Raw genomic sequence first — 17,048 nt, forward strand, 5'->3', positions numbered from 1 at the left:
CTTGACCAATACGCCGTCGTTGAACTGGCTCTATGGTGAGCGGGTGCGAGATCAAGAAGAATTCACATGTCAGATTTGTCGACGCATCGGGGTGCCCTGGTGCTCCGGGCTGGCAGGGAAGGTGAGAAAGAGGAGACATTGAATGAACCACATGATGTACATGCCGCTAATGATCTCGGACGCAATCGTGCATGCGAGTCGCCATCACGGTAGAACAGAGATCGTAACGCACTGTGTCGAGGGAGGACTGCATCGATACACGTACCGTGATTGCGAACGGCGGTCCCGTCAGCTTGCAAGTGTGCTGGGAAGGCTCGGTGTCAATTTCGGCGACAGGGTCGGAACGCTTGCATGGAATACATACCGGCACCTCGAGATCTACTTCGGCACGTCTGGCAGCGGAGCGGTGTGCCACACGGTCAATCCACGGCTACATTTGGATCAGATCGCTTACATTGTCAACCACGCAAACGACCGTGTCGTCTTCTTCGATCTGACCTTCCTTGCGCTGGTAGAGCAGCTTGCGCAGCACTGCCCCCGGGTAGAGAAGTGGGTTGCCCTGGCCGAGCGAGCTGCAATGCCGGCTTCATCGACGATCGACTTGCTATGCTATGAAGACTTGATGGCGGCCGCCGCGCCAAGCTCAGCCTGGCCGACTTTTGACGAGCGTAGTCCTTCGGCGCTTTGCTATACCTCTGGCTCGACTGGTAATCCCAAGGGCGTGATGTATACGCACCGCTCAACACTGCTGCATTGTTACGCTGCGGCCATGCCGGATTCGCTCAACTGTTCCGCCAAAGACGTGATCATGCCGGTGGTTCCCATGTTCCACGTCAACGCCTGGGGCTTCCCATATATTGCCGCCATGGTTGGGGCGAAGCTCGTACTTCCAGGGGCCAACAATGACAGCGAATCGCTTTATGCCTTGCTGGAGGAGGAGCGTGTGACTTTTGCCGCCGGCGTGCCGACGGTGTGGATTGACATGCTCCGGTATGTAGAGGACACCGGCGCGAAGTTCTCCACGCTGAGCCGCATCGTAATTGGAGGAGCCACAACGCCGCCGGTTCTACGAGAGTCTTGCCGAATCGCAGGGATCCACGCGTTCCCGGCCTGGGGAATGACCGAGACTTCGCCCGTAGGCACCTGTGGAACGCTGCTCGCGCATCACCAGGATATGCTTGAAGAATCCCGGGAGCGCGTGTTGGATAAGCAAGGCAGAGCCTTGTTCGGGATCGATATGAAGATCTCCGCCGGCAAAGGCACCGAACAGCCATGGGACGGTGAGTCGTGCGGTGAACTGATGGTGCGCGGTCACTGGGTCGTAGGCGCGTACTTTGGTCAAGCTGACACAGCACTTGAAAACGGATGGTTTCCAACCGGTGACGTTGCAACGATTGACGCAGACGGCTATCTGCAGATCACGGACCGACTGAAAGACGTCATCAAGTCCGGCGGCGAGTGGATATCGTCAATCGACATCGAGAATATTGCTGCCTCCCATCCCGGCGTCTCTATGGCAGCATGTGTCTCTCTGCCGCATCCAAAATGGGGTGAGCGACCAGTTGTCTTCGTTGTCAGACGGCCAGAAAGCAAGGTATCGCGAGATGAGATGCTTTCCTTCTACTCCGGAAGGATCGCGAAGTGGTCAATTCCGGATGACGTGATTTTCATCGACGCGATGCCCATCAATGCCACCGGGAAGATTCAGAAGATGCGGTTGCGTGAGATGCTTGTAGGAACCGGTGTCAAGGCGGCATGCGTTGAGTGATGGAGGGTAATAGGGCCGCACCCTGATGTATGGTGCGGCCGCTGTATGCTTTAGTGCTTTGCGCGGAAGCGTTTGAAGCCTTCCTCCAGATCCGCGATCAAGTCACGCGGATCCTCCAATCCGATATGCAGCCGTACTAGGTGCCCTTGATCATCCCAGTTAGTCGCAGTACGCACAGTCTTAGGATCCATGGTCATCGCAAGGCTTTCGAAGCCTCCCCAGGAGTAGCCCAGCGAGAAGTAGGACAGGTCGTTAAGCATACTGTGAACAGCCTCCACCGGCGCCGGCCTTGTGACGAAGGAGAACAAGCCGCTGGCACCAGAAAAATCTCTGAGCCAGACTGCGTGGTCGCGATGTGACGGCAGCCCGGGATGGATGACCCTTGCGACCTCCTCGCGGCTCTCAAGCCATTTCGCGATTCTCAGCGCGCTTTCCTGGTGTCGGGGCAGCCGTACACCAAGTGTGCGAAGGCCTCGTAGCACGAGCGCTACATCGTCCGGACTGGCATACTGGCCCATCTGGAAGTGGAAGTCCTTGAGTCTGTCCCAGGCTCGGCTTGACGCGGCGACGGTCCCGAGCAAGGTATCTGAATGGCCGGTGATGTATTTTGTCGCGGCCATTACCGAAAGATCGACGCCGTGAGCAATGGCCTTGAAATACATAGGTGTTGCCCACGTGTTATCCATGATTACCAGAGCGTTGCACCGATGGGCGACTTCGGCGATGGCCGGAATATCTTGGAGTTCAAAGGTATGCGAACCCGGCGATTCGGTGTAGACCGCCATGGTATTGGGTCGGAACAGCGACTCGATTCCACCGCCGATACGGGGGTCATAGTAGGTCGTTTCGATCCCGAGCCGCTGGGCGGCTGTACTGCAGAAGTGGCGAACCGGTCCGTATACGCTATCCGGCATCAGGACATGGCCGTTCGCTCCAACGGCGGTGAGAATGGCAGTGATGCAGGCGGAAAGGCCAGACGGACACAGGACGGTTCCTTCGGCCCCTTCAAGCGTGGAGATCGCATCGCACAGTGCCGCGGTGTTCGGATTTCCTAGGCGCCCATATTGATAGCGCTGCGGGCCGCGGGTCATCGTTTCAACGTCTGGAAAGACAACAGTCGAGCCGCGATAGACCGGCGGGTTCACAAAACCATGGTGGTCATTTGGGGAGCTACCGGCATGGCTCAGGATGGTATCGATTCCGGTGGGACAGGTTTTGCTCTGCATATATAAGGCGTTGACTGACTTGCAATTCAATAGGCTGGCGACAGGGGAGACGAACTACAGCCCCTGCCGGCAGCGGTTACCGGCTAATAGCTGGCCGCGCCAACCACTCCCGGCCCTTGAGCATTGCCTCCCAATACAACGCCGGTAATACGTTGGCCTTGAGCATCCAGGCAGCGCGTGAGGGGCGCGTGCCGTTAATGAGCCATGTGGGAAGGGTCGGGCTCACTTTTCCTCCATAGAGGAACTCGGCAAGGACGATCTTGCCTCGCTCGACCGTGAGGGGACAGGAGCCATACCCGTCATAACACGCTGTTCCGTGTTCCAAGCCGAGACTGGCCAGCACGTTGTGTGCGACGATGGGTGCCTGCTTGCGCGCTGCCGCGGCGGTCTTCGCATTGCTGGTGTTGGCGGCGTCGCCAAGTGCCCAGATGTTGTCGAACGCTGTATGGCGCAGCGTGCCAGCATGCACATCCACCCAGCCGGCAGAGTCGGCCAATGGGCTGCACTTGATGAAATCTGGTGCCGTCTGTGGTGGTACCACATGAATCATGTCAAAGCCGTGTTCGACGGTGGTGGTCGTTCCGTCCGGCAAAATCCGCTGGAAGCGAGCGAGTTTTCTGGATCCGTCGATCGCAACCAACCTGTGCTGGAAGCCCAAGGCGATGCCATATGCCTCTACGTAAGACATCAGTGCTGGGACGTAGTCGGGCACACCAAACAGCACGGCCCCGGCATTGAAGAAGCTGACGTTCATGTCTTGGAGAATTCCTGCCCTTCGCCAGGCATCGCAGGCAAGATACATGGCCTTTTGCGGTGCGCCTGCGCACTTTATCGGCATGGGAGGCTGAGTGAAGACTGCATTGCCTCCACGTAGAGCATTGACCAGCTTCCAGGTGTACGGGGCGAGGTCGAACCGATAGTTCGAGGTAACGCCATTGCGACCCAGTGTCTCTTGTAGACCCTCGATGCCTTGCCAGTTCAGTTTGAGACCTGGACAGACAACCAGGCGCTCATATCGGATCCGACGGCCGCTGTCCAGGAGGATTTCGTTGCGCTCCGGCTCGAAGGCTGAAACCGCCGCTCGTACCCAGGAGACAGTAGGGGGGATGCAGGCTGACATGTCTCGCGCGGTGTCAGCTGCTTTGAAAATCCCGCCACCCACCATCGTCCAGCCTGGCTGGTAGTAGTGAGTGGAAGCAGGGTCAATCAGGGCGACATCGAGCGATGGGTTTCGCGCACGCAAGCTAGCTGCGACTGCAATTCCCGCCGCGCCGGCGCCGACAATAACGATGGTATGGCTGTCCACCAGTCTGGCGGCAGGGGAGGTGGGCCGACGTTCGTCGAGCAGGGGTGTGTGAGTGCTGGGATCGTGGGGGCGCGGATCCATGATTTCGTCAGGTGGAGGGTGGAAGCCGTCTCGTTCATCCCGAGGCGGCAAGGAAAAAATGCAGCGGTAGGCCTGTGCTACACCGCGTTGAGTGGAATCTTTAGATAGCGCACACCATTGCATTCGGGCTCTGGAAGTCGCCCGGCGCGCATATTGATTTGTACTGACGGCAGAAGCAAAGCCGGCATGCCAAGCGTTGCGTCGCGTTGCGTGCGCATAGAGATGAAGTCGCTCTCGGCTATGCCGTCCCGAACGTGCAAATTTTCGCGGCGCTGCTCGTCGACGGTTGAGCTGAAGCGCGGCGCCCGACCACCCGGCTGGTAGTCGTGGCACATATAGAGCACGGTATCCAGCGGCAGGTCGAAGATGCGCTGGATAGACTGGTACAGCGTATGTGCATCGCCGCCGGGGAAATCGCAGCGAGCAGTACCGTAGTCCGGCATGAACAGCGTGTCGCCGACAAACGCGGCTCGTTGACGTCCATCGCTGACCACATATGTCACGCACGCCGGGGTATGGCCTGGGGTGGACAGGACGGAAACTTCAAGTCCACCGATTTGCAAGCGGTCGCCGTCCGCCAACAGTCGATCGAACTGGCTGCCGTCGCGCGCGAAGCCGGGATCGGCGTTGAATAGGCCGCCGAAGACTTCCTGCACTACAGAAATCTGCTCCCCAATGGCAGATTTTCCTCCGACACGGGACTGCAAATAGGATGCAGCGGAAAGGTGATCAGCATGGACATGAGTTTCCAGTATCCACGTCACGGATAGGTTCAGGGACTCGACGCGCGCAAGCAACCTGTCGGCACTGGCGGTTGATGTCTGACCGGCACTTGGCTCATAGTCCAGCACACTGTCGATGATTGCGCACTGGCGTGAGGTCTCGTCGAAGACGAGATAGCTGATGGTGCTTGTTCTGGAGTCGAAAAAGGATTCGACCGCGAGACGCGGGGCGGGTGAAGTCAACTGGGCTGCCACGGTTGTCCGTTCTTTAATAACTTATGCTAGCCGACACAAGTTTCGTGCCAGTCCGGCGGACATTCAGTGGAGCCTCAGAAGTCCATTAAATAACGAGCATATAGTGAAGATGTGCACGCCCTGAAGCGGTGGAGGTATGGCATACTCGCTGCCATTGGCAGAGGTGGCAGTGTCGGGGTGTGGCAGTGCCCGGTGGCGCTACTACTTTCCATCATGACGACACGCAAGAAGGGTTCCGTGGTCGGAGAAATCTCCGCCAGTGCACAGGCAATGCGGCCGCTGATCGGCTTCCTCGAGCACGAAGTGCAGCCGATGATCGTGCTGGATCCCGACTACAACATTGTGGCCGCCAATGCGGCATATCAACGGCAGTTTGCCGGCGATGGCACACAGTATGTTGGCCGCAAGTGCTATCAAGTATCACATGGGTATGAGGTGCCCTGTGACAAGGCCGGGGAACACTGTCCGATGCAGAAGGCCCGAGAGACCCTCGGAAGCGACCGGGTTCTGCATGTGCACCATACCCCCAGAGGTCCCGAGCACGTGGATGTTGAGCTCAGGCCTATCAAGGGCCCTGATGGCGCCATCATGGCATTCGTCGAGCGCCTAGCAACGGTCAAGAGCGCTTCTGCTCGCGCCAGCGCGGGAGGGTTAGTTGGACGCTCGCCGGCATTCAATGTCGCAGTGGAACAACTGCACCGAGTTGCGCCGTCGGCCCTGCCGGTCTTGCTGCAAGGGGAATCGGGCACTGGCAAAGAGGTATTCGCTCGGGCACTCCACGACGCCAGCGACCGTGCTGCTGGCCCGTTTGTCGTAGTAGATTGCTCTGGACTGTCAGAAGCACTATTCGAAAGCGAACTATTTGGCTACGAGAAGGGGGCGTTCACCGGTGCTATAGCTCGTAAGCCCGGTCTGGTCGAAACAGCCCAGCAAGGTACGCTTTTCCTGGACGAGATTGGTGACGTCCCCTTGACCATGCAGGTCAAGCTGCTACGGCTTATCGAATCTCGTACTTTTCGACGTGTGGGTGGACTCGAAACGCACTCCGCGGATTTTCGTTTGGTTGCAGCCACCCACAAGCCGCTACAGCAAATGGTTGCGCAAGGCACGTTCCGGCAGGACTTGCTGTACCGGATCAACGCCTTTCCGATCCACCTGCCATCATTGCGTGAACGTCCCGACGATATTCCCTTGCTGGCTCAGTCGTTGCTGCGAAGGGCTGTACCCCAAGCGCACAGTCTGCGTATCGATAGTGAGGCCTTGTCGCGCCTATGCGCGTATGGATGGCCGGGCAACATTCGCGAACTGCGCAATGCGCTGGAACGGGCAATGTTATTTGCCGACGACGAAGTCATACGCGCCAAGGATTTGCCGCCGGAGCTTACGGAACTCCAGGGCAGGTCGGTGCAGCCGCCGGTGGTCCACACCTCGCCGCTCCAACGGGGCCAACCGGCGGTCATGCCGGATGACGCTGAACTTCGGCGCCTGGCGCGGGAGTTTGCGGGGACTCGTAAGGCGTTGGCTGCACATATCGGCTGCAGCGAGCGCACGCTGTACCGCCGCCTAAGTGCGCTCGGCCTAGCGAGCTCCAAATAGAGAGAGCACCGAACTAACTAATGTTCAGCCCCGCCGCGTCCCCCGGGCGTTCGCTTTGCGCTTGCATTCACTTTAGTTTTTCTAATCAATCGGCTAGAAGAATTCGCTATTCGCTGAGAGCTTCCCCACTTATCATTGGCTGTGAAAAGCAAGTGCGGTGCGGACTTTGCCGCGCCAACGTGTGCAAATGCGCAGGACAGCACAGCGATCCACAGTTGAAGAAAGCGAAGCCTACCGGAGATAGGGATGAACGAAACTGGACGTGCGACACAACCTGTATTAGTACGCAGCGACGAGGCTGGCGTCGTAACTTTGCAGTTGAATCGCCCCACTTCGATGAACTGCCTGTCGGAGGAGCTTCTTGCTGCACTTGAAGTGGAACTCCTGCGAATCTCGGAAGACACTCAGGTCAAATGCGTTGTCATATCGGGCTCGGGCCGCGCCTTCTGTGCGGGCCATGACCTGAAAGACATGCGTCAGAATGCGACGCTTGAGTACTACCGCTCCTTGTTCGCGTTGTGCTCTAGGGTAATGATGAACATCCGAGCCACGCCAGTTCCAGTTATTGCCAAAGTCCATGGCGATGCGACCGCGGCGGGCTGTCAGCTTGTCGCAGCGTGCGATCTGGCTATCGCCAGTACGAATGCAAGGTTTGCGGCTGCTGGAATTAACTTGGGCTCATTCTGTGCAACGCCCGCTGTCGCCATCACGCGGGCCATTCCAGCACGTCACGCCTTCAACATGCTCTTCACGGGTCGTTTCTTTGACGCGAAAACTATGGCGCAGTGGGGCCTTGTCAATGAGGTTGTCCCGCACGATGAACTCGACCAGACGGTGGCGAATCTCGCAAACGAGATTGCGAGCAAGAGTGGCGTCGCCCTGCGGTTTGGGAAATCCCAGTTCTATCGGCAGCGCGAGATGGAGCTTGCAGATGCCTATGACTTTGCAACTGACGGAATCGCAGTCAGCTTGATGGGCAAGGATGCACAGGAGGGTATCGATGCTTTCCTTTCCAAACGAAATCCCGTCTGGAGCTACTGAGCATCAGTATCGTTTCGCTTCACCCTTGTGAGCGAAAGCTATTTTGAATGATTGCAGCATCGGGGGATTCAGCTACTCCCGGATGTGGCTTCCAGATCGGACGGGATTTCGCTGATGGACGAACGAGACGGAGACCATGAGACGTTTGCCTCCACTAATTGCCTTACTATATTTTGAGGCGGCTGCACGGACAAGGAGCTTTGCTCGTGCTGCCAAAGAGCTGCACGTCACGCCGGCGGCGGTCAGCCATCAGGTCAAGGCCCTCGAAGAGTACCTCGACGTGGAATTGTTCCTGCGACACAACAGGACGGTCAGTCTGACGCCTGTTGCTGTTGCGGCTCTCCCTCTGCTGCAACAGGGCTTTGAGGCGTTGAGTGATGCGGTTGAGCAGATGCGCCGGGATGGAAATTCACAGTGGGGCATTACGGTATGTGCCGAGCCCCTGTTTGCCACCAAATGGCTCGTACCGCGCTTGCATCATTTCTACGAGCGTTGTCCGGAGGTGGAGGTCCGCATCCAGGCCAGCATCGGTTCGATAGATTCTGAAGCGGTGAGTCCGCCGGATGCTGCTGGTTTTTTGAGAAGCGGCATTGACCTCTCTATCCGATTGGGGCACGGAATTTATCCGGAACTTTATGTGCAGAAGTTGTTGGACGTTCAACTCAAGCCATATTGCTCGCCCGAACTAGCCCAGGAGATAACTACGTCGCCGGACAGGTTGATGGATGGCCCGTTGCTCTGCGACACGTCGACGTCCCGTGCCACGGAAAAATTCGGTTGGTTGGAATGGTTTGCTTCGGCATCCATGCAGGAACCGGCATCACTGAAGGAGCGGCGCTTTGGCAACGCGCTGCTCGCCTTGGAGGCCGCAATCGCGGGTCAAGGAATCTTGCTGATGGAAGGCCGGTTTGTTCAACCAGAGATCGCGTCGGGCCTCCTGGTTGCCCCCACGAAGCATGCGCTCGACTGCCCGTATTCATACTTCTTCACTTGCCCGCAGCGCTCCTTGGATCGGCCAGTCGTCCGATCCTTTCGAGACTGGGTATTCGAGGAGATGGCTGGTTCGCGCGGCGAGATGCGACGGTGTAGCGGTAAGGTGGAGGCCAATCAAAGGGCGGAGGCGTGATGGATGTACTCGCGGACATCCTCCGGTCTATGCGGCTGACCGGTTCAGTTTTTCTTGAGTCTGAACTGCGCTCCCAGTGGTGTTATGTCAGCCCGGCCCCGCAAGCCATTATGGACTTCTTGTCGCCTCGCTCTGAGATCCTGATGGCTTTCCATCTGGTTACGGAAGGCCAATGCCTGGCATGGATGCGAGACGGAGGAGAAGTCGAGCTTAGCGCTGGCGACATGATTTTTTTTCCGCAAGGCGACAGCCACTTCCTTGCAGGTAGTGGTCAGGACAATGAACGGTTGCGAGCGATTGAGGTGAAATGCGAAAACCTTCGAAGTGGTATTGACGTACAAAGGTATGGCGTAAAGAAGGAGACGCAGTTCGACCGAGCTGCGAAGGTGGTATGCGGGTTCGTCGCGTTTGAAGGCGGGCAGGGTCTTTCATCGCTGCTGACGGGCATGCCGAGATTCTTGAGAATCCCTCGGGGCGACGCTCTTGCGGAATGGCTTCGTGTCTCGATGACGACTTGCCTTGCCGAGTCAGCCTGTGTGACGGTGGGAAGTTCTGTCGTTGTGCAGAGAATTTCTGAGCTCATGCTTGTTGAAGCAATGCGCTATTACGTAAAGGAGGCAGAGCGAATCAAAGGATCGATTCTGCTCGTCTCAAATGACAGGTTCGTCCAACGAGCGCTATCGCTCATGCATCAAGACCCCGCGGCCCCATGGACAGTAGAGCAGATCGCGAAAGCAGTCGGTCTTTCTCGTTCGGCGCTCGCTGGCCGTTTCGTTGCGAGTATCGGTGAACCGCCGATGCAGTATTTGGTGCGGTGGAGAATCTCGTTGGCGGCAAGTGCGTTGCTTGCGACAGAGGACTGTCTTGCCCAGATTGCCGCCAAGGTTGGATATGAGTCTGAGACCTCGTTCAACAGAGCTTTCAAGCGAGAGTTTGGAATCCCCCCGGCTGCCTGGCGCAAGCAAGAAAAGCCAATGGTTCAGCACGAGCGACGGCGATAGCTTGATCCGACAGCAACCATTCTGAGTAAGACCGAAAACTTGACCTGGTCGTTGGAGTCGGGCCGAGGAGGGCGAGCGACGCCCGGTGCAGCACGGATTGTTTTCTTGAGAGCAATGACGATGATTGAATCACACCTGCAGGAACACCGTATTTTTCCGCCTCCCTCGGACTTCAGCTCCGAGGCCGCGGTTCGTGGTATGGATGCATATCATGCGTTGTGCGAGGAAGCCGAGCGCGACTACGAAGGTTTTTGGGCTCGTCACGCGCACGAACTGCTGCACTGGCACAAGCCCTTTACTAAGGTGCTGGACGAAAGCAATGCGCCGTTCTACACCTGGTTTGAAGATGGTGAGCTCAACGCGTCGTATAACTGCTTAGACCGCAACCTTCAGAACGGCAACGCGGATAAGGTCGCAATCGTGTTCGAGGCTGACGACGGTACGGTGACACGGTTCACCTATCGCGAGTTGCACGCTAAGGTATGCAGGTTTGCTAATGGGCTGAAGACGCGCGGCATCAAAAAGGGCGATCGGGTTGTTATCTACATGCCGATGTCCGTGGAATGCGTCGTCGCAATGCAGGCCTGTGCGCGCCTGGGCGCAACCCACTCGGTCGTGTTTGGCGGCTTCTCCGCAAAGTCGCTCCATGAGCGGATCACCGATGTGGGAGCGGTGGCGCTGATTACAGCCGACGAGCAGATGCGTGGCGGCAAAGCGCTCTCGCTGAAGGCAATCGCAGATGACGCTCTGGCGCTGGGTGGCTGCGAGGCGGTTGAGAACGTCATCGTCTACCGCCGCACCGGCGGAAACGTGGGATGGACAGCAGGGCGCGACCACTGGATGCAGGACCTCGTCGCCGACCAGCCGGATACCTGCGAGCCTGAGCCCGTTAGTGCAGAGCATCCTCTGTTCGTGCTCTACACGTCAGGCTCAACGGGGAAGCCCAAGGGCGTGCAGCACAGCACAGGGGGCTATCTGCTGTGGGCGCGGATGACGATGAAGTGGACCTTCGACATCAAGCCCGATGACATCTTCTGGTGTACTGCTGATATTGGCTGGGTTACTGGGCATACCTATATCGCGTACGGACCACTGGCAGCGGGCGCTACGCAGGTCCTGTTTGAAGGTATTCCGACCTATCCTGATGCGGGCCGCTTCTGGGACATGATCGCGCGCCACAAAGTCAACATTTTCTACACCGCACCGACGGCCATTCGCGCGCTGATCAAAGCAGCGGAAGCCGACGAGAGTATCCATCCGAAGCAGTACGATTTGTCCAGTCTTCGTTTGCTGGGAACCGCAGGCGAGCCAATTAACCCAGAAGCCTGGATGTGGTACCACACCACCGTTGGCGGAGGGCGGTGCCCCGTCGCCGACACATTCTGGCAGACTGAAACGGGTGGGCATATGATTGCGCCGCTGCCAGGCGCAACGTCATTGGTTCCGGGTTCATGTACGCTGCCATTGCCTGGCATCATGGCGGCAATTGTCGACGAGACTGGCCAAGAGGTGCCCAATGGAAACGGCGGCCTTCTGGTGATCAAGCGGCCGTGGCCGTCGATGATCCGCACCATCTGGGGCGACCCCACGCGGTTCAAGAAGAGCTATTTTCCAGAGGAACTAGGCGGCAAGCTTTACCTAGCTGGTGATGGCTCGATCCGCGATAAGGAAACCGCGTACTTCACCATCATGGGCCGCATCGACGACGTGCTGAATGTGTCGGGGCACCGCATGGGCACAATGGAAATTGAGTCGGCGCTGGTGTCTAACCCCTTGGTGGCCGAAGCAGCAGTGGTAGGACGTCCCGATGATACGACTGGCGAGGCAATCTGTGCCTTCGTGGTACTCAAGCGCTCGCGCCCAGAAGGTGACGAGTCCCACCGGATTGCGGCAGAGTTGCGTAGCTGGGTAGGCAGGGAAATTGGTCCCATCGCCAAACCGAAGGAAATTCGGTTCGGCGATAATCTCCCTAAGACGCGCTCGGGTAAGATTATGCGTCGCCTGCTGCGATCCCTGGCTAAGGGTGAGCATATTACGCAGGACATTTCGACGCTGGAGAATCCGGGAATCCTGGAGCAACTGAGCCAGAGTCAGTGACCTCGGCTCCTTGGACCTGTCGCGGGTCTCGGGAGTCCGATTGCACGATGCAAGTGCGCACTCAGTGCTGACGACCATGTCCATTGATATTTCTCGATTCATCGACACCGCTGCTTGGAGTGCGGGATTGAGCGACGAACAGCTTGATCGCGTCAAGCAGGACGCGTCTGTCCAGCACTATCGGACTGGTGAAGTAGTCTGTCAGCGTGGGTCCGCTCCTCAGCACTGGCTCGGTGTGATCGAAGGCGCCTTGAGAATCGATGCAGTTGACGGCGGTGGTCGGTGCGTTGCTTTTTCGAGCGTGTTCGCTGGGGCCTGGCTCGGCGTAGGCGCCATACTGAATCGGCAGCCCCGGCCTTATGCCGTGAGTGCTGTCCGGCCCAGCGTTGTGACGCTAGTTCCACTAGCCACATTTCAGTGGCTGCTCGACGACAGCCGGCACTTTAGCCGCTGGGTGATTGACCAGATGATTGCTCGCCTAGATCAGGATCTGGCGCTAATTGGGAATCTGCTGCTGAGCTATAGCGAGCCACGAAGCGGTTGGCAGGAGGGGCCTCGCAGCCTTCCGTCTCTTGCTCAGGAGGCGGCACTGAAGAAGGAACATGCACTCAGGCAGTGCATCCAGGCAATATCCATGATGCGGAAGCAAATCCTGCAGTCGAGCGATAGCTCGCAAGCCGCTAGTGAGGCGATGGCCGCATTGCTTTGCGCAGCAGATGAAGCTGAGGCGTCGGCGTGGAATGCTCTTAGACCTTGAAGTGGCATTCTCCCTGGGTGCGAAATTATCCGGCCCAGAGCGCGGTTGCAGAAGGGAGTATCGAGCGGCTGTCTTGTGGAACATGGCTAAGAATGCTCGCTGATTCACAAAGACCGGTCGAGATATAAGACTCAATGCGAAATATCGATCTCTATTTCCTGAAGGTTTTCCAGGCCGTGGTCGACTCCACGCAGTGCATGTCACACGCTAGGTAAAGGTTCTGCCACTACCGTCGACGGTCGCACGGGCGTGAACACATTTGTTCTGGGGCAGCGACCATCATTCTGTGGCTCTTCACGCTTTTCAGAAGGAGTTGCTCGACGCTGAGCAGTCATTCAATTGATGACCAGCTAAGTGAGGGGCAACGACTTCCCAGCGTCAATTGCGCCAGCAAAAAAAAAGGGGTTGCTCTACCAGAGCAACGCCCTTTACCTGGCAGTGGCTGACTTATTTCGTTTGCATGTAGATGGCCTGCGTTTCCATATACTCATAGAGGCCATGCTTGCCGTCCGCACCTCCGATGCCCGACTTCCGTCGGCCCGCATGGAAACCCTGCATCGCTTCGAAGTGCTCGCGATTGACGTAGGTCTCACCGAATTTCAGTTCGCGGCATGCGTGCATGGCCGCATTCAGATCGTTGGTGAAGATGGATGATGTCAGGCCATACTCCGAGTCGTTAGCGTAGCGAATTGCTTCGTCCAGCGAATCAACCGCCTGAATCGGAAGCACGGGGCCGAACGTCTCCGTGCGCATGATGTCCATGTCATGGTTGCAATCAACCAGCACGGTCGGCTCGTAATGGTGGCCGACCGCGCGGTCTGCAACCCTGCCACCAAGCGCCACGTGCGCGCCTTGACTTTTGGCTGTCTCAACTGCCGCAGCGACCTTCGAGAGCTGCGCGGCACTGACCAGCGGACCCATGGTGACGGTTCGGTCTACTAGGGGGTCGCCGAAGGTAGCCGCCTTCATCAGCGCGACGATCTTCTCAGTGAAAGCTGGAACGACTGAGCGCTCAACGTAGACTCGCTCCGCGCAATTGCAGACTTGACCGGAGTTCAATATACGCGAGTTGTAAATGGCGTTGGCCGCGAGGTCAAGATCAGCGCTGGCCAGGACGATCGCCGGCGCCTTCCCGCCTAGCTCCAGATTGACCCGCGTGAGATTGGGGGCGGCCGCCAGCATGATATGAACGCCAGTGCCCACACTTCCTGTGAACGATACAAGGTCCACGCCGGAGTGGCCGGCCAGCGTCGCGCCTGCGTCTCGGCCGCCCCCAACCAGATTGAAGACACCAGGCGGCAAGTCGCACTCGGCGACCAGCTTCGCAAACTCAAACGCGTTCAGCGGCGTCTCTTCGCTCGGCTTGATGACAATCGTGTTGCCGGCCACAAGAGCCGGAGCCATCTTGCGAGCAATCAGGAAGAATGGGAAGTTCCACGGAAGGATGCCCGCGACTACGCCGATTGGTTTGCGCAGCAGCAGAATCGTTTCGTTCGGGCGGTCGCTTGTTAGAACCTCGCCCTCAATACGGCGCGCCCATTCGGCCATGTAGTCGATGTAGTCGGCGGTGAAGTTTACCTCCACCTCCGCCAGGCTCAGCACCTTACCTTGTTCGCGAGTAATTAGCTCCGCAAGTCGCGCTTTGTTTTCACGAATCTTGGCGGAAATGCGGCGGAGAAAACTTGCGCGCTCAATGGCCGGAAGCCGTTCCCATGGGCCTTGCGCGCGCCGTGCCGCGGCAACCGCAGCGTTGATGTCGGCTTGATCCGAATCAGGGATATAGCCGAGCGTCTCGTTGGTCGCTGGATTCAGTACCGCCAACTGCGCAGTTGAAGCTTGTTTGGAAAACACCCCATCAATGAAGTTGCGATGGTCGTTGAACATTCCTGCTCCTTTGGAATTGCAAGTCAGACATGGAACTCTCCACGCACCCGCGTCCTGTCTCCTCGGTACGCGTGGGCGGGTCTTGCCGGGAAGACGCGGTGAATGCACCTGTCGGCTAAAGGCTGAAACTGCAATGGTCGTGCCAAGTCTGATTCGGCTCTTGTGGTTGCCACAGACCCTCAAGAACTGCCTGCTACGCACAGCTGGAGCTGCCTGGCGCTATGGATGGGTGGGTGACAGGTGTTTCCAAACGCTACAGCGCGCGCGGGGGAGTTGGGTCGGTTCGACACAGGGGCCGCTCTCCGAATAGGGCCGAACGCGTGCTGCACTGCGGAAAACAGCATGAATTGCTCCCTTGGCGCGCATCGATCGTCGGGATTTCCCCTAGGTAAAGCCGGGCTGGCACAGAACCTGTAGAGGGAAGGGTGCAGTCCACCTACTTGACCCACAGAAGGAGCAGAAATGTCGCGCAACGGCTCGGAATGGACCCGGAGACCTTCCCTTACCGCATCGCAGTTCGTAGATCCGAGGATCTACACGGACGAAGAGATCTTCAAGGAAGAACAACAGCAGATCTTCGACAAATGTTGGCTGGTCGCCTGTCATGAAAGCGAATTGCCGGCACCGCTTGACTACCGCCTGTACGAGCACCCTGGCGGCCACAACATGATCATCATCCGGGACGAGGACAACAAGATTCACGTCTTCAACAATATCTGCCCTCACCGAGGCAACTTGCTGTTGCACGAAGCTTCTGGATCGATTGCGGCAGCGAGCGCGTCCGGCGGGCCAAAGCGCATCACTTGCATTTTCCATGCGTGGGCATTTGATGCGCGCGGGAACTGCGTCGACATCCCTCGGGAAAAGGAGGGCTACCAGGACCGTGTGTCGAAGTGCGATTACAGCCTGCGCGAATTCCGGTCGGAAGTTGCGCACGGTGGTTTCGTATGGGTCAACGTCGACGATAACGGGCCTTCGCTCAAAGAGTACCTCAACGGCGCTCTTGACCCCTTGGCAGAGATGCTGGCGGAGCCTCTGGAGATCTTCCATTACCACCGCGCGGTTGTCGAGGGTAACTACAAGCTTTGGCATGACACCAACTGCGAGCTGTACCACGACTACATGCATTACCACAACCGGGTCACGGGTATGCTGCAGCCCGGCTACTTCGACCGGGAGTTCGTCACCTTCGAAGGCGGTCATGCCCAGGTTACGGACATGATGCTGAAGTACGACGCAATGAAAGGTCATGAGAAGCAGACGCTCGGCTGGCCAGGATTGGGTCCCAACCGGTGGGCGCTGGTCGACCTCTTCCCCGGTGCGACGTTCAATATTCGAGCTCCGGCATTCCGACTCGACACGGTTCTGCCGCTCGGCCCCAACAAGCTGCTTATTGAGTATCGCGGCTTTGGTCTGAAGGCCGATACCGCCGAAGAAAGGGCGGCGCGTGTTCGTATGCACAACTCCATCTGGGGCCCATTCGGACGCAATCTCCCCGAGGATCTCATGGGGGCATATGGACAGGGTCTTGCCCTTGCCGACCGAAGCGAAGCTCCTGTCATCCTGCATGCGCGGGTAGAGAACAACAAGATTCACGACGAAGTTGGCATGCGCCACTTCTATCAGGAATGGAGTCGTCGCATGGGACGGAAGGCGTCTGACCCTTTTTGCGAGCTGTGAACCCTGAACCAGAAGAACTGCCACACTCAATACAGGACATAGACATGGAAATCGAAAGCACCGTTCGTGCGCTGATCGCAAAAACATGCCTGGCGCTAGATGGAAACGACTACGCAGGATACCTGAACCTTTGCCACGAGAACTTCAACTATCGGATCACCGCATATAGTCCGGAGATCCGAAAAGACATGCTTTGGCTGGAAAAGAACAAGCGCGATCTGAAGGATTTATTCAATCTGCTGCCGAAGCAGAACATGGACCGGACACCGCTCACGCGCCATTTTTCGATCTTCACAGTAGAACCGGCAGGCCAGGAAGGTCATGTGAAGGTCATGTCAGCACTTCAGGTATTTCGCACTGAGCATCAAGGTGGGACTACCTCTCTCGTCGCAGTCGGTAAGTACCTCGACGAGATCCAGGTCAGCAGCGATGGGGCAGTACTGGTGGACCGAGAGGTACGACTGGATACCAGAATGCTCGGAAAAGGCTATCACGTTCCTTTCTAGAG

Annotated in this window: 13 protein-coding genes; 9 read left to right on the top strand and 4 right to left on the bottom strand. The window is 57.7% G+C overall.

What is annotated here, in order from left to right:
• Nucleotides 1–142 precede the first annotated feature (142 nt).
• Entirely contained in the window at nt 143–1,768 is a 1,626-nt protein-coding gene (locus tag MKD50_RS00650) for a 3-(methylthio)propionyl-CoA ligase (RefSeq protein ID WP_252666064.1), read from the top strand.
• Between the two features lie 50 nt (nt 1,769–1,818).
• Here the strand turns inward: MKD50_RS00650 and metC are convergent, their stop codons facing one another.
• The 3 genes from metC to MKD50_RS00665 form a co-directional block, all read right to left on the bottom strand.
• A complete protein-coding gene (gene metC, locus MKD50_RS00655) occupies nt 1,819–2,994 on the bottom strand; it encodes a cystathionine beta-lyase (RefSeq protein ID WP_111516982.1) in 1,176 nt (391 codons plus the stop codon).
• A 76-nt stretch (nt 2,995–3,070) separates the two neighbouring features.
• A complete protein-coding gene (locus MKD50_RS00660) occupies nt 3,071–4,381 on the bottom strand; it encodes an NAD(P)/FAD-dependent oxidoreductase (protein ID WP_240988309.1) in 1,311 nt (436 codons plus the stop codon).
• 77 nt (nt 4,382–4,458) lie between these two features.
• The gene (locus tag MKD50_RS00665) at nt 4,459–5,358 is read right to left on the bottom strand and encodes an MBL fold metallo-hydrolase (protein WP_252666065.1); all 900 of its coding nucleotides are present in this window, start codon (nt 5,356–5,358) and stop codon (nt 4,459–4,461) included.
• 270 nt (nt 5,359–5,628) lie between these two features.
• On the opposite strand from MKD50_RS00665, the gene MKD50_RS00670 reads away from it, so the two are divergent.
• The 6 genes from MKD50_RS00670 (at nt 5,629) to MKD50_RS00695 (ending at nt 12,976) form a co-directional block, all read left to right on the top strand.
• Nucleotides 5,629–6,954: a sigma-54 interaction domain-containing protein gene (locus MKD50_RS00670; protein ID WP_220085013.1), complete on the top strand. Its 1,326-nt coding sequence runs from the start codon at nt 5,629–5,631 to the stop codon at nt 6,952–6,954.
• 246 nt (nt 6,955–7,200) lie between these two features.
• Entirely contained in the window at nt 7,201–7,995 is a 795-nt protein-coding gene (locus MKD50_RS00675; protein ID WP_111516985.1) for an enoyl-CoA hydratase, read from the top strand.
• Nucleotides 7,996–8,131: 136 nt separating this feature from the next.
• Complete coding sequence (locus MKD50_RS00680) at nt 8,132–9,121, top strand: LysR substrate-binding domain-containing protein (protein ID WP_111516986.1); 990 nt, start codon at nt 8,132–8,134, stop codon at nt 9,119–9,121.
• Nucleotides 9,121–10,122 (top strand): AraC family transcriptional regulator, encoded by a 1,002-nt coding sequence (locus MKD50_RS00685; protein WP_111516987.1) that lies wholly within the window; start codon nt 9,121–9,123, stop codon nt 10,120–10,122. The genes MKD50_RS00680 and MKD50_RS00685 overlap by 1 nt, the downstream gene beginning before the upstream one ends.
• Nucleotides 10,123–10,236: 114 nt before the next feature.
• The gene (acs, locus tag MKD50_RS00690; RefSeq protein WP_111516988.1) at nt 10,237–12,219 is read left to right on the top strand and encodes an acetate--CoA ligase; all 1,983 of its coding nucleotides are present in this window, start codon (nt 10,237–10,239) and stop codon (nt 12,217–12,219) included.
• 76 nt (nt 12,220–12,295) lie between these two features.
• The gene (locus tag MKD50_RS00695; protein ID WP_111516989.1) at nt 12,296–12,976 is read left to right on the top strand and encodes a Crp/Fnr family transcriptional regulator; all 681 of its coding nucleotides are present in this window, start codon (nt 12,296–12,298) and stop codon (nt 12,974–12,976) included.
• 447 nt (nt 12,977–13,423) lie between these two features.
• Here MKD50_RS00695 and aldA read toward each other — a convergent pair whose 3' ends face one another.
• Nucleotides 13,424–14,860, bottom strand: a complete 1,437-nt coding sequence (gene aldA, locus MKD50_RS00700; RefSeq protein ID WP_111516990.1) for an aldehyde dehydrogenase — start codon at nt 14,858–14,860, stop codon at nt 13,424–13,426.
• A gap of 462 nt (nt 14,861–15,322) precedes the next feature.
• On the opposite strand from aldA, the gene MKD50_RS00705 reads away from it, so the two are divergent.
• Together MKD50_RS00705 and MKD50_RS00710 are read left to right on the top strand one after the other, a co-directional pair.
• On the top strand, nt 15,323–16,540 hold the full coding sequence (locus MKD50_RS00705) for an aromatic ring-hydroxylating oxygenase subunit alpha (RefSeq protein ID WP_111516991.1): 1,218 nt from the start codon (nt 15,323–15,325) through the stop codon (nt 16,538–16,540).
• Between the two features lie 44 nt (nt 16,541–16,584).
• The gene (locus MKD50_RS00710) at nt 16,585–17,046 is read left to right on the top strand and encodes an aromatic-ring-hydroxylating dioxygenase subunit beta (RefSeq protein WP_111516992.1); all 462 of its coding nucleotides are present in this window, start codon (nt 16,585–16,587) and stop codon (nt 17,044–17,046) included.
• Nucleotides 17,047–17,048: the final 2 nt, after the last annotated feature.

Source organism: Cupriavidus mimosae, from assembly GCF_023952485.1.
Classification (GTDB): domain Bacteria; phylum Pseudomonadota; class Gammaproteobacteria; order Burkholderiales; family Burkholderiaceae; genus Cupriavidus; species Cupriavidus taiwanensis_C.

Bases quoted from the DNA above. Each gene is read 5' to 3' on its own strand.
- MKD50_RS00650 (WP_252666064.1), top strand. From the start codon at position 143: ATGAACCACATGATGTACATGCCGCTAATGATCTCGGACGCAATCGTG.
- metC (WP_111516982.1), bottom strand. From the start codon at position 2,994: ATGCAGAGCAAAACCTGTCCCACCGGAATCGATACCATCCTGAGCCAT.
- MKD50_RS00660 (WP_240988309.1), bottom strand. From the start codon at position 4,381: ATGGATCCGCGCCCCCACGATCCCAGCACTCACACACCCCTGCTCGAC.
- MKD50_RS00670 (WP_220085013.1), top strand. From the start codon at position 5,629: ATGCGGCCGCTGATCGGCTTCCTCGAGCACGAAGTGCAGCCGATGATC.
- MKD50_RS00675 (WP_111516985.1), top strand. From the start codon at position 7,201: ATGAACGAAACTGGACGTGCGACACAACCTGTATTAGTACGCAGCGAC.
- MKD50_RS00680 (WP_111516986.1), top strand. From the start codon at position 8,132: ATGAGACGTTTGCCTCCACTAATTGCCTTACTATATTTTGAGGCGGCT.
- MKD50_RS00685 (WP_111516987.1), top strand. From the start codon at position 9,121: ATGGATGTACTCGCGGACATCCTCCGGTCTATGCGGCTGACCGGTTCA.
- acs (WP_111516988.1), top strand. From the start codon at position 10,237: ATGACGATGATTGAATCACACCTGCAGGAACACCGTATTTTTCCGCCT.
- MKD50_RS00695 (WP_111516989.1), top strand. From the start codon at position 12,296: ATGTCCATTGATATTTCTCGATTCATCGACACCGCTGCTTGGAGTGCG.
- aldA (WP_111516990.1), bottom strand. From the start codon at position 14,860: ATGTTCAACGACCATCGCAACTTCATTGATGGGGTGTTTTCCAAACAA.
- MKD50_RS00705 (WP_111516991.1), top strand. From the start codon at position 15,323: ATGTCGCGCAACGGCTCGGAATGGACCCGGAGACCTTCCCTTACCGCA.
- MKD50_RS00710 (WP_111516992.1), top strand. From the start codon at position 16,585: ATGGAAATCGAAAGCACCGTTCGTGCGCTGATCGCAAAAACATGCCTG.